The sequence below is a fragment of the Rufibacter sediminis genome, from assembly GCF_014269285.1.
Taxonomy (GTDB): Bacteria; Bacteroidota; Bacteroidia; order Cytophagales; family Hymenobacteraceae; genus Nibribacter; species Nibribacter sediminis.
On record NZ_JACOAF010000044.1, the window covers coordinates 332,561 to 347,409 of the forward strand.

Genomic DNA, 14,849 nt, shown 5'->3' on the forward strand with positions numbered 1-14,849 from the left:
CACGTATGGACAAGAGGGATTTAATATTAGCTGACTTGTTTGCTCAAGTGAAGTGTCATCATGACCCGGAGGACCACCCCACCTCCACCTCAAAGATTGCCACAGACATTGACGTGCACCTGGACGAGGTGTTGTTGCTTTGCCAGGAATTAGCCCAGGAAGGCTTTTTGAAGATCAGCCCACTGAACTCGCCTCCGTTGGTGTACCTCACGGTGATTGGTATTGCCCGCGCCCGCAGGTTAGATACTATTTACTCAACTTTAGGCCATAGAAGAACCTGCTAAACCCATCGGTCTGACCAGGGAAATCCAGCTATAAAAGATCAGGCTTCTGTTTTCTTCAGATCTGGTGTGCTGGTTCTGTTGCCGGGTAGGTGGCAGGGCAAAGTAGAAGGTAAGTTCAGGTGTGCTGTTTATGGCTTCTTTTGGAGAAAATAGGCCATAAACGGCACTTTCGGTTTATAGCCGTACCTTTGCCTAAACTGTTTGCCACCGTTCCCATGCAAGAACTTACCAGCCATATACAGAGACTCGCCCAGCAGTACGCCGCAGACACCGTGGCTACCCGGCAGCACCTGCACCAGCACCCAGAGTTATCGTTTCAGGAAGTAGAGACCTCGGCTTTTGTGTTCCAAAAGCTGCAGGAGTATGGCCTGGAGCCGGAGCGAGTGACCCCTACGGGCGTTGTGGCCTTAATCAAAGGCCGTAACCCCGAGAAAGCCACCACCGCCCTCCGCGCCGATTTAGACGCCCTGCCCATTCTGGAAACCAATGAGGTCGCCTATAAATCCAAGCACGAAGGCGTGATGCACGCCTGTGGCCATGATGTGCACACTTCTTCTTTGTTAACCACGGCCCGCATTCTGCAGGAACTCCGCGAGGAATTTGAAGGCACGGTGAAGCTTATTTTTCAGCCCGGCGAGGAGAAGTTCCCCGGCGGCGCGTCCCTGATGATCAAAGAAGGCGTGCTGGAAAACCCGGCCCCGCAGAGCATCATGGGCCAGCACGTGTTTCCGTTTCTGCCCGCCGGGAAAGTCGGCTTCCGCTCCGGCATGTACATGGCTTCCGCCGATGAAATCTACATCACCGTGAAAGGCAAAGGCGGTCACGGCGGATTGCCCGAGCAACTGATTGACCCCGTTCTGATCTCGGCGCACCTGCTGGTAGCGCTGCAGCAGATTGTCAGCCGTCGGGCCAACCCCAAAGTGCCGTCAGTACTGTCGTTCGGGAAAGTGATCGCCAACGGTGCCACCAACGTGATTCCGGGCGAGGTGAAAATAGAAGGCACCTTCCGGACCATGGACGAAGCCTGGCGTGCCGAGGCCAAGCAGAAAATAAAGCAACTGGCCGAAGGGCTGTGCGAGAGCATGGGCGGTTCCTGCGAGATCAACATCCTAGACGGCTATCCTTTCCTCAAGAATGACCCCGCCCTGGTTTCCCGCGCCCGAGCCGCCGCCGAAGCGTACCTGGGCGCAGAGAACGTGGTGGAACTGGACATGTGGATGGCCGCCGAGGATTTCGCCTACTACTCCCAGCAAACCGATGCCTGTTTCTACCGTCTGGGTACCCGCAACGAGGCCCAAGGCATCACCTCCGGCGTGCACACCCCTACCTTCAACATTGACGAAGACGCCCTGGAAGTGGGCAGTGGTCTCATGGCTTGGCTGGCGGTTAGTGAACTGCAGGCGTTAATCTCCGAATAGAAGCGTGCTGCATTGCTAGCGAGTTATTGGTTGAAGTAGTTATTCAGTTAAGTTGAAGCCCTATGTTTAGAGCCTGCTTTTTAGAAAAGAGCGTCTAAACATAGGGCTTTCTGCTGTTAGTTAAACTAGGGTTCGTGTTTAACCAGTCTGGCCCGCCGTTGTTGGTGTTCTCACCAACAATCAAGTCAGCTTCTCTTAAGCAGAGATTCCCCCTTGCAAGGGTAGGGCTGTTGAATGTTAAAAATTTAGCTGGTTCAAGTTTTCAACGTGGACCTACAATGAGCTGAAGTTTGTAACTTCAGTGAGGCGTTAGCCTCAAAACTACTCTATGGGTCTTTCTCGCCGTTGTTGGTGTTTTCACCAACGACCATGACTGCTTTTCCGGTTTGCTATCCGTCTTTACTTTTCATTTCCTTCCTGCCAAGCCTTGAGGCTGGAGTCGCGGTCTGCCCGCGTTTGTCACTTTTCTCCTGGATGAGAAAAGTAACCAAAAGAATCATGAAGAAAAGAAACTCGCTGACGCTCAAACAGTCTTTTCTTCAGTAAAAGGTACCACCTGGTGAAAGCCTTCTGTTTCATAGCCCGCGTAGGCCTCTGCTGCTGGTGACGTTCTTGCGTGCGCTGTCTCGGCACTGGGCTACGCATGCGGCCCAGTTCCAATAGAGCGCATGATCCTGCACAGGGATTGAGAACCGTCGCAATGCTTGCATAGTCCTGCGGATGGGGATGAATGTCTGTGCTATCCAGTTTCGCTAGTTGCCCGCCGTTGTTGGTGTTCTCACCAACAACCAAGACTTCGCCTCAACTAGCATGCTGATATCGATTAATCTCTCAATCGGCTGATTCTGTTTTCAGGCTGTTTTTCAGAAAATAGGCACAAAACAGGGTTTCCATAAAAGTGCTTAGGCTTATCAGATATGGCATTTTTCGTGCTTGCCTTCATTAGGGTATAGAAGGGAGTGCTTGGGCTGAGTTGCCAATTATAAGTAATATTTCAGACATAATGTCTTGATGAGTGAAGGTGAGTTTTATAAAATAAGACGTAGTGTCTGGTTTTGGCTTGTTTTCTCAATTGGTACAGAATTTACTATAGGGTAAGTATCCAATTGAAATTCAACCTAGAGACATAAAGAAAATGACAACTGTAAAACAACAACCGGTATTGCAAGGTAGAGCGCCACAGACGTTTAGCAGCCTGTTAGACACTTTCTTCCAAGACACCGTGAACAACCGCCGGGTGCAAGGCTTTACCCCAGCCGTTGACCTGTGGGAGACCGAGAAAAGCTATGAAGTAGAACTGGCCCTGCCCGGTCTTAAAAAGGAAAACATTAACGTGGAGTTTGAGGAAGGAGTGTTGCGCATCAGCGGCGAGCGTCCGTTCAACAAAGAAAACCAGGGGCAGAAATTCCTCCGGGTAGAGAACCTCTACGGTAAATTCAGACGGGCTTTCCAATTGCCAGACCACGTAGACGCCACCGCCATTGAGGCGCAGTTCGAGAACGGAATCCTCCGCATCTCCGTGCCTAAAGTAGAGGAGAAAGTGGTGAAACACCAGATCTCCGTGAAATAAGCAAACGTTAAGAATATGTTAAAAAGGCGCTTCTGAGCGCCTTTTTGGCGTAGTCTTTGTTTTGGAATAATACTTGTTTTGCTATTTTAGCGTTACCCACGTACATATAAAAGCAAGACAATTCTTTCTTTGAAACAGAAGAAACCGATCCATTTATTAATCTTTATAGCTGACCTATAGATATGAAAACAAAACAGTTTATGTTAGGGCTCATGCTTTCTGCCATGGTGGGCGGAGGGGTGGCCGTTGGGGGTTATAAACTGCTGGAGGAAGATAAGCCTGTCAACGGACAACAAGCGCCTAATACCAACGTGCGGTACACCAGTGCCATGCGCACCTCAGACGTAGTAGTGCCCGAAGGACTGAACTTCGTGACCTCGGCAGAGCTGGTAACACCGGCAGTAGTGCACGTGACCACAGAATACAAAGTACAGGCGAGCCGCATGCCCAGCAATGTGCATCCGTTCTTCCGTGATTTCTTCGGCGATGACTTTGAAGGATACCAGCGGCCGCAACAAGGCCCGGCCATGGGTTCCGGTTCCGGGGTGATCATTGCCTCCAACGGTTACGTGGTCACCAACAACCACGTGATCGATCGCGCCGATAAAATCCAGGTGATTCTGGACGATAAACGCACGTACGAGGCTACGCTGGTAGGCACTGACCCCAATACCGACATCGCCCTATTGAAAATCAATGCCGATAACCTGCCCGCCCTGCGCTACGGAAACTCAGACAATGTGAAAGTGGGCGAGTGGGTGCTGGCCGTGGGTAACCCGTTCAACCTGAACTCTACCGTGACCGCCGGTATCGTGAGTGCGAAAGGACGTAACGTAGGCATTCTGCAAGGAGCTGGGAACATGAGCGTAGAGTCGTTCATCCAGACCGATGCCGCCGTGAACCCTGGTAACAGTGGTGGCGCTTTGGTGAACCTGAACGGCGACCTGATTGGCATCAACACGGCCATCGCTTCGCAGACGGGTTCTTTTGCCGGGTATTCGTTTGCGGTGCCTTCCTCCATTGTGAGCAAGGTAGTGGATGACCTCCTGAAATACGGTGAAGTGCAACGGGCCTTATTAGGGGTGCAGATGCAGGAAGTAAACGCCGAATTAGCCAAAGAGAAAAACCTGAAAACCCTGAACGGGGTGTACGTGGCGGGCTTCTCTGAAAGCAGTGCCGCTAAAACCGCCGGTTTACAGGAAGGCGACGTCATCACCCAGATCAACGGCGTGAAGGTGAACACCAGCGCGCAGTTGCAGGAGCAAGTGACCAGATACCGTCCCGGCGATAAAATCAAGGTGGCCTTCCTGCGCGGCGGAAGCGAGAAAAACATCAACGTGACCCTGCGCAACGCCAGCGGCAGCACTGAGATTGTGAAACGCGATCCTAACTCCACCAAGGCCATGACCATTGATGGTGCCAAGTTTGAAGCCGCCAGCAAACAGGAGCTGAACAAACTGGACATCACGGGTGGCGTGAAAATCAGTGGGGTAGAGGAAAGCGCCTTCGCCGAGACCGGCATGAAAGATGGTTTCATCATCACCAGCATTGACAAGAAACCCACCAACGCTCCGCAAGACGTAGACAAAGTGCTGAAAAGTACCCGCCGGGGTGGTCTCCTGATTGAAGGCGTGTACCCAGACGGCCGTCGGGCGTACTATGCCTTGGGCCGATAATTTGAGCCTCTTTTCTGAAAAACAAGCCTGAAACGGCTTTTACAAAGCTCCTGCCACACGGCAGGAGCTTTTTGTTTTTTATGTTCGCAGAAAGGCCTATACTAGGGCTTCTATTTCTTGATTTAACCTAGCACCTCATTATGCAGACGGAGACCAAAACAGACATCACCGATATACTTTCCCAGCTGGGCATCAAAGACGCCAACCCCGCCTACAGCACCGGCCTGACCTGGGGTGGAGAAAATAACGCGGAAACCCGCACCATCCATTCGCCCACCAACGGCAAGCGCATCGCTACCGTGAACATGGCCTCCGAGGCCGATTACGAGCAGGTGATCACCACCGCGCAGCAGGCATTTCTGGAGTGGCGTACCTGGCCCTCGCCCAAACGCGGCGAAGTGGTGCGCCAGATCGGGCAGAAGCTGCGCGAGTATAAAGAGCCTTTGGGCAAGCTGGTGAGCTACGAGATGGGCAAGATTTTGCAAGAGGGCCTGGGCGAGGTACAGGAGATGATTGACATCTGCGACTTCGCGGTGGGCTTGTCGCGGCAGCTGCACGGCTACACCATGCACTCTGAGCGGCCCACGCACCGCATGTACGAGCAATACCATCCGCTGGGCATTGTAGGCGTGATCTCGGCGTTCAACTTTCCGGTGGCGGTATGGAGCTGGAACGCCATGCTGGCCGCCATCTGCGGCGATGTGGTGGTCTGGAAACCTTCCGAGAAAACCCCGTTAACGGCAGTGGCCTGTCAGCAGATCATCCAGGACGTATTGCAGGAAAACCAGGTGCCCGAAGGCGTGTTCAATATCATCATAGGAGATGCGGAGATCGGGAGCAAAATGGCGCATGATGAGCGTGTGCCGCTGGTGTCTGCCACGGGTTCAACGCGCATGGGCAAGAAAGTAGGCGAGGCCGTGGGCCGGCGTTTAGGGCGTTCTTTGCTGGAACTAGGCGGAAACAACGCCATCATCCTGACTCCCAACGCTGATCTGGAAATGGCCATCCGGGCGGTGGTGTTCGGGGCGGTTGGCACCTGCGGCCAGCGCTGCACATCTACCCGCCGTCTGATCATCCATGATAGTATTTATGACGAGGTGAAAGAACGCCTGCTGAAAGTGTACCCCAACCTGCCCATCGGCGATCCATTGAAAGACGGTATTCTGGTAGGTCCGCTCATTGACAAAGACGCCACCGCCGCTTTCCTGGATGCGCTGGAGCGCGTGCAGCAGGAGGGCGGAAACTTATTGACCGGCGGAGAAGTGCTGGAAGGCGAGGAATACGCCACCGGTACTTACGTGACGCCGGCTATTGTGGAAGCCGAGCATTCGTACCACACTGTGCAGGAAGAAACCTTCGCGCCCATTCTGTACCTCATCAAGTACAGCGGTGACGTGAACAATGCCATCGATATCCAGAACGGGGTGCGGCAGGGCTTGTCTTCGTCCATCTTCTCGTCTAACCTACTGGAGACCGAAGCGTTCTTGAGCCACTGGGGTTCTGACTGCGGCATTGCCAACGTGAACATAGGCACCTCTGGGGCCGAGATTGGCGGCGCGTTTGGGGGCGAGAAAGACACCGGCGGCGGCCGTGAGTCGGGTTCTGACGCGTGGCGGTTCTACATGCGCCGACAAACCAACACCATCAACTTCGGGCGGGAGTTGCCGCTGGCCCAAGGCATCAAATTTGACTTTTAAGCAAACAAATAAAGCCGAGGCGGCAGCGTTTGAATAGAAAAACGAAAGGATATCCCGGGGCTGATTTCCGTGCAGGGAAGAAGCGTGAAACTGTATTGGACCTAACCTGTTCTCCTGTTAGCATCAAGAAAAAACTCTAATGGATACCTCGCTTCAACAAGCACGCCGGCAAGGAAGCACGTACGCGCTCAGGGTTACCCTGGTCACGGAAGTGGTCCTTGCCGTGCTTTTCTTCACCTTGCTGCTCTCGGTGACCAGCTCGGCCCAGATGTTCTGGGACATCGTCACGTACCTGGGCACGGTCAATCTGGCCATCTTTGTTTTCTCCAGCCTGCTGTTCGCGTTTCTGGTGGGCAGAAAGGCCGGGGTGAACATCCTGATCCGGAAAAAGAAATCCACGTGGGTAGGGGTGTTCTCGGGGCTCAAGGTGGTGCTGTTCTCCACGCTTATCTGCGTGCTGGCCGCCTTGTTCCTGCAGGCAACCACCGGTGCCCTGGAGAAAGGCTGGCTGTTGAATTACATCATGAAGCCATTCGCCTGGATGGGGCTGCTGTGCCTGGTTCCGGTGACCATTGCCGGGCTGTGGTACGGCTACAAACTGAAAAGTAAACAGGAACTATCCTCATGATGAAACGAAACCAACTGCTGGCCCTTGCGGGCACGGCCCTTCTCTTTCTCTTGCCTGCTTTGCTGAAAGCACAGATCACCGATCAGAAGTCTATCGTAGCCAAGGGAGCCAAGGTGGAAAAACTGGGCGATGGCTACGCGTTCACCGAGGGACCGGCGGTAGACCGGGACGGCAACGTGTACTTCACCGATCAGCCCAACAACAAGATCTTCAAGTGGACGGCCAGTACCGGCACAATCAGCTTGTTCTCTGAGCAGGCCGGGCGGTCCAACGGGCTGTATTTCGATGGCAAAGGCAATCTCATCGCCGCGGCGGATATGGACAATCAGCTGTGGTCCTTTGACAAGGTGGGGCAACCCACGGTTCTGGTGAAAGAGTACCAGGGCAAACTGCTCAACGGACCCAACGATCTCTGGATTGCTCCCTCAGGCGCCATTTACCTCACCGATCCGCTGTACAAACGCGATTACTGGACCAGAAACCCCGAGCGGCAGCAGGCGGGCGAGTTCCTGTACTACCTGAGCCCAGACCGCTCGCAATTTTACCCGGTAGACAAGGACTTGGTGAAACCGAACGGAATTGTGGGCACCCCCGATGGCAAGAAGCTCTACGTGGCAGACATCGATGCCAACAAAACCTATGAGTACACCATCCAGAAAAACGGCGCGCTCTCGGGCAGGAAACTGTTCGCCAACATGGGCTCAGACGGCATGACCATAGACCGGCAGGGCAACGTGTACCTCACCGGCAAAGGCGTCACCGTGTTTGACAAGGCAGGCCAGCAGATTGCGCACATTCCCATCCCGGAGAACTGGACCGCCAATGTGGTGTTCGGGGGAAAAGACCGGTCCACGCTGTTCATCACGGCCATGGGAGCGGTATACGGGGTGAAAATGAACGTGAAAGGTTTTTAGAAAGGGTATCCTCCAGCAAAGCGGTTTTAGCGCCGTTTTAGCAGAAATAGCCCTAAAACACAGGTGCAGCCTGTATTCGTAAAGTAATTCCAATAAGCTAAATTCAGAACAAAAGCCCAGGTCGGTTCAACGGCCTGGGCTTTTGTTTTGGGGCTGGTTTTCAGAAAATGGCCTTAAAATGGAAAGTTGGGGCGCCGGCGTTTCCGAAAATCGGGCGGAATGCCTATCTTTTCTGATGTACCAGCCTTGGGGTTATGATCAATGCCACTGCCGCCGATTTCCGCCAACAGATCACCAATCCGTTGAAGTTGAAGCTGTTCCTGTTCAAGAACCTGCCCATGGCGTATTTGGCTGGAGTCAGGATCAAAAGCCTGAGTGAGCAGCGGGCCCAGGTCACCATCGCCTATCGGTACCTGACCAAGAATCCGTTCCGGTCCATCTATTTCGCCTGCCTGAGCATGGCCGCCGAAATGGCCTCCGGGGTGCTGAGCATGATGTACCTGCACAAATCCCAACCGTCCGTTTCCATGCTGATTGTAGGAATGGAGGCCGATTTCAGCAAGAAAGCCGTGGGCACCATTACGTTTACCTGCAATGACGGCGAAGCCATTGCCGCCGCCATCAGGGTAGCCCAGCGCACCGGTCAGAGCAGTACCGTGCAGGCGGTAAGCGTAGGCCGAGACACCAAAGGCGAGGAAGTGGCCCGCTTCAAGATCACCTGGTCCTACAAAGCCCGGCTAGGCAGAACCTAATCTTTGCGGTCTTTTGCGGGGCAATTTCTAAGCAGAGTTTAGACAGACAACCTAAGCTGCGCTTGCCAAACACTTGAACCCACCCCAGGAGGGCAGAGCGGTTAAGTTCTACATTAAAGGCTTGAACTAGGCGAAAATCCATTGTCCTTACTACATAGTTTGAGCCTCGCGGCTCACTGAAGTTGAAAACTTCAGCTCATTTTAGGTCCAAGTTGGAAACTTGAACCAGCTGTATTTTTAGAACTTAACGGCCCTGCCTCCCAGGAGGGAAGTTTCCCACTAATTCCTAATACTACAGAATTCCCCTCCTGGGAGGGGGAGGGGTGGGTAATCTTCTGTCCACAGAAACTCCCATTTCCTGTATCGCAACTTGGTTTGAATGGTGAGAAATCTAGGGTGCTATTAGTTTGCAGGATTTTTTTGAAACGTGGTGCAACCATGGGACTTTTGCTTAGTCTTTAGAGTAGAAGTTTGGAACAGGAAAGAGCTGGGAGGCTTGTTGAAGAGGTTGGTGTAGTTCCGGGTTGCTGTTACTTAGAGTACCGTCATGATGAGCATTAAAAGGTAACAATTTGGAGACGCTGGAATACACCGACGTGAACGCGCACGTGGTGGCCCGCTGTAAAGAGGGCGACCGGAAGGCGCAGTATGAACTGTACAAACTTTACAGTAAGTCCATGTTCAACGTGAGCATGCGCATTACCAATGACTATACTGAGGCCGAGGATGTCTTGCAGGAATCGTTTCTGAGCGCGTTCAGGGAACTGCACACCTTCAAGGGAGACTCCACCTTCGGGAGCTGGCTGAAGCGCATCGTGATCAACAAGTCCATCACCAAGGTGCGCAGCCGGCGGCTACAGGTGGTGCTCATGGAAGACCACCAGGATTTTGCCGAGGAAACCCCGGAGTACGACCAGGAGGAGATGGACTACAAAGTGGAAAGCATCAAGAAAGCCATTCAGTCACTGCCAGACGGCTACCGCGTGGTGCTCACGCTGTACCTGCTGGAAGGCTACGACCATGGCGAGATTGCCGACATATTAAGTATCAGCGAGGCGACGTCAAAGTCACAGTACAGCCGCGCCCGCAAAAAATTGCTGAGCCTCATGCAGGAGCAGTCGTTCTTAAGCTGAAAAAGTAAAAAGGACCCCAAACCAGAGTACAAGGAGCAATAGCCATGAAAGATAGATTAAAAGATTTTGTACAGGCCCACCGAGAAGAGTTTGATTCCTTTGCCCCCCGACCGGATTTGTGGCAGGACATAGCGGCGGAGTTGCAGGCCGAGGAGAAAAACCGCATTGTGCCCGTTGAGGAGGAGAAAGAGGCCAAGATCATTTCCCTGAACTGGCACCAAGCTTGGAAATACGCCGCCGCCATCGCCTTGCTGGTGATGGTCGCGTTTTCGGCCCGTTATTATATGAATTCACAGGACCCATCGGCCGCCATGGCTTCGGCGCAGCCGGTGCCGCTGGAGAAAATAGCCCCGGAGGTGCGCCAGATAGAAACCAAGTATGTGCAGGTCATTGAGCAAAAGAAATCTGAGCTGAAGGCCATGGGCATGGGGCAGGTGCGGTTCACGGAGCTGGACTCGGCCTACAATGAACTCAAAAAAGAACTGTACACCACCCCCAACAAAGAAGTGCTTCTGCAGGCCATGAGCGACAACCTTAAAATGAGAATCGCGCTCCTGAACCAACAACTGGAAGTACTTGAAAATAGAAGTAACGACAAAAAAGCTGCGCGTCATGAGACTACCAATATCTAAACTGTTCCCTTTCTTCGGCTTTTTCATCGTGTTCGGCTCGGCCCAGGCGCAAACCGGGCCCTGCAAAGAAGTCCTTTCGGAAGAAATAAAAATGGAGGTGGCCGCGCAGCTGCAGCATTCCATGGCGGCCCTCCTGAACGCGAAAGTGGTAGATCGAATTTCTCCGCTGCCCATCTGCGAAGATATAGAGGCCGCCTTGCTGGAAAACCTGGATTTGTCGCTTGATTTCGCCCTGCAGCCAGACCTGGAGGTGAGCGCTGGCGAGGCAGACATACAGGGCGCGTACGCCTACACCAAGGTGAAGAAAGTGGACCGTACCTTTAAAGTTGATCGTTCAGACCGACTGGACATTGAGAATCAGTTTGGCCGGGTAGATGTGCAGACCTGGAGCAGAAACGAGTTTGCGGTGGAAGTGACCATTGTGGCCCGGGCCATCAGTGAGGAGAAAGCCCAGGAGATCCTGAACAAGATCCAGGTCAGGATCAACGAGGACAAAGCCAATAACTTCATCTCGTTTGTGACCGAGCGTGAGCCCATGCAGATCAGAAGCAGCAGTGAAAAGGCGTTTGAGATCAATTACCTGGTGAAAATGCCTAAAGGCAACCCATTGAAGGTGAGCAATAAACATGGTTCAATACAGGTGCCAGATTTAGACGGGCCTACTGAGCTGGAAATGCATTACGGCGTGCTCAACACCGGTAGCCTGAACAATGTGAAGAACAGAATTACCGTAGCTTATAGCAGCGGCGAGTGCCAGCTGGCCTACATGAAAGGCGGGGATCTCCAGTTTAAGTACTCCAACCTGCGCCTGACTGCCGCAGATAACATCAATACCGTAACCGGTTACAGCAACGTGGTCATAGATAAAGTGAACCTGCTGAACATGGCTAGTAAGTATGATTCCAGGTTCCACATTGGCAGTGCCGGGCAAATCACCGGGACCGGAAGCTACTCGGGCATCAAAATAGGTAGCCTGCGGGAATCAGCCAGCCTTACTGTGAAGTATTGCTCGAGTTTCGAGATCAGCAATGTGTCTTCCAACTTCCGGAAACTGGAACTGACGGGCGGTTATACCGGCATGGCGGTGAGCTTCGCGGATAACTCAGCCTTCAACTTTGAGGTAGACACCCAGTACGGGAACTTCAAAGTAGACCAGGAGCTGGCCAACTTCAGTTTTAAAGAGGTCAGGAACACGTCCAGCAGCTACAAAGGGAAATATGGCAAAGACTCGCCTAAAGGTACCGTGAATGTGACCAGTAAGTACGGGAGCATCGCCTTCCGCTAATCATTACCTCAATTTCGTTTCTTAAGAGCGGGCCTGCACGGGCCCGCTTCTTTTTTGTTCGGGTTTTACGCTTATTTTTGGTAAAACACTCCAAAAACGCCCCGCCATGAACGAGACCCCGACCGATGTGCTCCATTCTTCCCAAGCCCCCGAACCGGTGGGGCTGTACCCGCACGCCCGCAAAGTAGGGAATCTGCTTTTCCTGTCGGGGGTGGGGCCGCGGGAGAAAGGCACCAAGCAGATACCGGGCGTGACTCTGGACGAAACCGGGAAGATTCTCTCCTATGACATAGAGGCCCAGTGCCACTCCGTGTTCCGCAACGTGCGCACCATTCTGGAGGAGGCCGGGTCGCGGTGGGAGAACCTGGTGGATGTCACGGTGTTCCTGACCAACATGGCCGCCGATTTCCAGACCTACAACCGCCTCTACGCCCAGTATTTCAAGGACTGCCAGCCCTGCCGCACCACCGTGGAGGTCAACGCCCTGCCCACGCCCATCGCCATTGAGCTCAAGTGCATTGCCACTATTTAAGTTTTTCCGTTTAGGGCTCCTTTTCTGAAAACAGGCTCAAAACGCAAGTCGCTTTGGAAGTTGCCCGTGAGTTCTACAGAACGCCATGGAAGCAGCGAGCCATTCATTCCTGGGCTTTGCCGAGGCAATCATCCGCCTGAGCTTTCCGTTTTACCAGAGAATTCCGTTTTGCGGCCATTTCCCAGAAAACAGCCTCAAAACGGAAACCTTCAACCCTGTTTCCTGCTTTTTACGAACAAACCTTCTTGAACGCTTCTCAGGTACTTGCTCAGGTAAGCCCGATGAGAAGCGATTAGGAGTTTTGTGCGCAGAGTTGGTAATTGCGGTTGTCTTTAACCGAAGACCTTCTCAGGAAAGGCGGGAGGATGATCTCGCCATTGGGCGTTTCCGCCGCACTTTCCTGATATTTATCGTTTGACGTGCTTTTTTAATGATACAAACTTCTCCAGAAGCCTTGTTCACCCAGCGGGAACAGGACTTTTTCGCCGCTGAGGAGCGCCAGGCCACCCGCTATAGATGGGTTGGCTGGCTTCGGCTGGCTTTCTTTGTGGGCTCTGTGCTGGGCTGCGTGGTGCTTTTTTACTACCGCCAGAACGGGGCCGGCCTGGGTCTGCTCCTGGGGGGCTACTTTGTCTTCGCCGCCCTCATCCATTGGCACAACAAGATTGAATACGCCCGCAAGCACCAGCTTTATCTGGGTTTAATTAACCGGCGCGAAAATGAGCGCCTACGCGGCGAGCTGAGTTCTTTCCCTGGCGGGGAGGAGTTCCAGGAACCCAACCATTCCTACACCGCTGACCTGGACGTTTTCGGGGAGAATTCGCTTTTTCAGCTCTTAAACCGGGCCGTGACCCGGCTGGGGCAGCAACGGTTGGCTGAGTGGCTGAAAGCGCCGGCCCCGGCGGCGGAGATCATCGCCCGGCAAGAGGCCGTGGCCGAGTTAGTGCCTGATCTGGAGTGGCGGCAGAACCTGGAGGCCCGGGCCATGCACCACCACCGCAAAACCCAGCAGTTGCCCCAGCCTTTCCTGCTCTGGCTCAAAAGCCCCAACTTCTTCGCGGGCAAAGGCTGGCTGGTGGTCTTGACGTTTCTGTTGCCTTTGCTGACTATCGCTTCGGCGGTTTACTGGTTCCAGGGACATTCGCATTACCCGTTCATTGCGCTGGTGGTGGTGCAGTTCCTGATTGCGTATAAATTCAACCGGCAGCGCGATGAGTATTACGAGGAAAGCACCGGTATGTACGAGACCCTGCGCAGCTACACAGATCTGTTGGTGCACATTGAGGGCCGCAGTTTCCAGAGCCAGAAAGCCCGCACCCTGCAAGAGCAGCTGAAGATTGATGAACGGCAGGCCTCTGAGCACGTGCGGCAACTGGCCTCCATTATCCAGTTCCTTTCGGCGCGGCTCAACACGTACCTCAATTTCATCCTGAATCACATGTTCATGTGGGATTTCATCTGGATGTGGCGTCTGGAACGCTGGAAGAAAACCATGTCGGGCAACATTGGGCAGGTGCTGGATGCCGCCGCCGAGTTTGAGGTGCTGTCCAGTCTGGCCGCTTTCCAGTACGCCAACCCCAGCTACGCCGTGCCGCAGATCAGCTCGCTTCCGTTCCAATTCGATGTACAGGACCTGAGCCATCCGCTGATCTTCAGTCCGGGCCGTACCGCTAACAGCATTTCCTTTGAAGGGGCCGGGCACACGGTGCTCATCACGGGCTCCAACATGTCGGGCAAGAGTACGTTTCTGCGGGCCGTGGGCGTGAACATGGTGCTGGCGTTCACCGGTACGGCCGTTTGCGCCACCCGGGCCTCCATTTTCCCCGGGCAGGTGTACACCAGCATGCGCACCGAGGACAACCTCGCTGAGAACACCTCCTCGTTCTACGCCGAGCTCAAACGCCTGAAGATTCTCCTGGATCTAACCACCACCGGCCAGCCCGTGTACTTCTTCCTGGACGAGATACTGAAGGGCACCAACTCCCATGATCGGCACCAAGGCGCTATGGCCCTGATCCGGCAACTGCACCAGCGGCAGGCCTCGGGTTTTGTTTCCACCCATGACTTGGAGTTGGGCAACATGGAGCAGGAGTTGCCGGGATCGGTGCAGAACTTCAGTTTCAACAGCTACTTTGAAGACGGCCAACTGCGGTTCGACTATACCCTGCGGCCCGGCATCTGCCAGAGTTTCAACGCCAGCCAGCTCATGCGCCAGATGGGCATTGAACTTTAGTTTTGACCGATTTAAAGAAAAATGGCTCCTAAACGATGTCAGGCTTATAATCTTGAATAGTGCTATCGCTCCCCGGGCCAAGCTGCCTGCGCGAG

The 14,849-nt window shown here is 53.7% G+C and carries 14 protein-coding genes; all 14 read left to right on the forward strand.

The features are described from left to right. Positions 1-284 (forward strand): hypothetical protein (locus H7U12_RS19935; protein WP_206683958.1); only part of this gene is annotated, 284 nt, incomplete at its 5' end. A 215-nt stretch (positions 285-499) separates the two neighbouring features. Further along, positions 500-1,702: a M20 metallopeptidase family protein gene (locus H7U12_RS19940; RefSeq protein WP_186641412.1), complete on the forward strand. Its 1,203-nt coding sequence runs from the start codon at positions 500-502 to the stop codon at positions 1,700-1,702. Positions 1,703-2,837: 1,135 nt separating this feature from the next. Beyond that, complete coding sequence (locus H7U12_RS19945; protein ID WP_186641414.1) at positions 2,838-3,272, forward strand: Hsp20/alpha crystallin family protein; 435 nt, start codon at positions 2,838-2,840, stop codon at positions 3,270-3,272. A 182-nt stretch (positions 3,273-3,454) separates the two neighbouring features. Continuing rightward, complete coding sequence (locus H7U12_RS19950; RefSeq protein WP_186641416.1) at positions 3,455-4,948, forward strand: Do family serine endopeptidase; 1,494 nt, start codon at positions 3,455-3,457, stop codon at positions 4,946-4,948. Positions 4,949-5,088: 140 nt separating this feature from the next. Then, the gene (gene amaB, locus H7U12_RS19955) at positions 5,089-6,645 is read left to right on the forward strand and encodes an L-piperidine-6-carboxylate dehydrogenase (protein ID WP_186641418.1); all 1,557 of its coding nucleotides are present in this window, start codon (positions 5,089-5,091) and stop codon (positions 6,643-6,645) included. Between the two features lie 139 nt (positions 6,646-6,784). After that, positions 6,785-7,273, forward strand: coding sequence for a hypothetical protein (locus H7U12_RS19960; protein ID WP_186641420.1), 489 nt, complete (start codon positions 6,785-6,787; stop codon positions 7,271-7,273). Beyond that, positions 7,273-8,187 carry an SMP-30/gluconolactonase/LRE family protein gene (locus H7U12_RS19965; RefSeq protein ID WP_186641615.1) on the forward strand — a complete coding sequence of 305 codons (915 nt, stop codon included), beginning with the start codon at positions 7,273-7,275 and terminating at the stop codon, positions 8,185-8,187. The genes H7U12_RS19960 and H7U12_RS19965 overlap by 1 nt, the downstream gene beginning before the upstream one ends. A 254-nt stretch (positions 8,188-8,441) precedes the next feature. After that, entirely contained in the window at positions 8,442-8,939 is a 498-nt protein-coding gene (locus tag H7U12_RS19970) for a DUF4442 domain-containing protein (RefSeq protein ID WP_186641422.1), read from the forward strand. Between the two features lie 572 nt (positions 8,940-9,511). Beyond that, the gene (locus tag H7U12_RS19975) at positions 9,512-10,072 is read left to right on the forward strand and encodes an RNA polymerase sigma factor (protein ID WP_186641424.1); all 561 of its coding nucleotides are present in this window, start codon (positions 9,512-9,514) and stop codon (positions 10,070-10,072) included. Between the two features lie 44 nt (positions 10,073-10,116). Then, entirely contained in the window at positions 10,117-10,704 is a 588-nt protein-coding gene (locus H7U12_RS19980) for a hypothetical protein (protein WP_186641426.1), read from the forward strand. Then, positions 10,685-11,989, forward strand: a complete 1,305-nt coding sequence (locus H7U12_RS19985; RefSeq protein WP_186641428.1) for a hypothetical protein — start codon at positions 10,685-10,687, stop codon at positions 11,987-11,989. Before H7U12_RS19980 ends, H7U12_RS19985 begins: the two co-directional genes overlap by 20 nt. A 106-nt stretch (positions 11,990-12,095) precedes the next feature. Beyond that, entirely contained in the window at positions 12,096-12,521 is a 426-nt protein-coding gene (locus H7U12_RS19990; protein ID WP_186641430.1) for a RidA family protein, read from the forward strand. Between the two features lie 85 nt (positions 12,522-12,606). Continuing rightward, positions 12,607-12,939, forward strand: a complete 333-nt coding sequence (locus H7U12_RS19995) for a hypothetical protein (RefSeq protein ID WP_186641432.1) — start codon at positions 12,607-12,609, stop codon at positions 12,937-12,939. A 12-nt stretch (positions 12,940-12,951) separates the two neighbouring features. Further along, a complete protein-coding gene (locus H7U12_RS20000) occupies positions 12,952-14,754 on the forward strand; it encodes a MutS-related protein (RefSeq protein ID WP_186641434.1) in 1,803 nt (600 codons plus the stop codon). Positions 14,755-14,849 lie beyond the last annotated feature (95 nt).

What these genes read in the sequence shown, in the direction of transcription:
- H7U12_RS19940 (WP_186641412.1), top strand. Translation starts at nt 500, where the DNA reads ATGCAAGAACTTACCAGCCATATACAGAGACTCGCCCAGCAGTACGCC.
- H7U12_RS19945 (WP_186641414.1), top strand. Translation starts at nt 2,838, where the DNA reads ATGACAACTGTAAAACAACAACCGGTATTGCAAGGTAGAGCGCCACAG.
- H7U12_RS19950 (WP_186641416.1), top strand. Translation starts at nt 3,455, where the DNA reads ATGAAAACAAAACAGTTTATGTTAGGGCTCATGCTTTCTGCCATGGTG.
- amaB (WP_186641418.1), top strand. Translation starts at nt 5,089, where the DNA reads ATGCAGACGGAGACCAAAACAGACATCACCGATATACTTTCCCAGCTG.
- H7U12_RS19960 (WP_186641420.1), top strand. Translation starts at nt 6,785, where the DNA reads ATGGATACCTCGCTTCAACAAGCACGCCGGCAAGGAAGCACGTACGCG.
- H7U12_RS19965 (WP_186641615.1), top strand. Translation starts at nt 7,273, where the DNA reads ATGAAACGAAACCAACTGCTGGCCCTTGCGGGCACGGCCCTTCTCTTT.
- H7U12_RS19970 (WP_186641422.1), top strand. Translation starts at nt 8,442, where the DNA reads ATGATCAATGCCACTGCCGCCGATTTCCGCCAACAGATCACCAATCCG.
- H7U12_RS19980 (WP_186641426.1), top strand. Translation starts at nt 10,117, where the DNA reads ATGAAAGATAGATTAAAAGATTTTGTACAGGCCCACCGAGAAGAGTTT.
- H7U12_RS19985 (WP_186641428.1), top strand. Translation starts at nt 10,685, where the DNA reads ATGAGACTACCAATATCTAAACTGTTCCCTTTCTTCGGCTTTTTCATC.
- H7U12_RS19990 (WP_186641430.1), top strand. Translation starts at nt 12,096, where the DNA reads ATGAACGAGACCCCGACCGATGTGCTCCATTCTTCCCAAGCCCCCGAA.
- H7U12_RS19995 (WP_186641432.1), top strand. Translation starts at nt 12,607, where the DNA reads ATGGAAGCAGCGAGCCATTCATTCCTGGGCTTTGCCGAGGCAATCATC.
- H7U12_RS20000 (WP_186641434.1), top strand. Translation starts at nt 12,952, where the DNA reads ATGATACAAACTTCTCCAGAAGCCTTGTTCACCCAGCGGGAACAGGAC.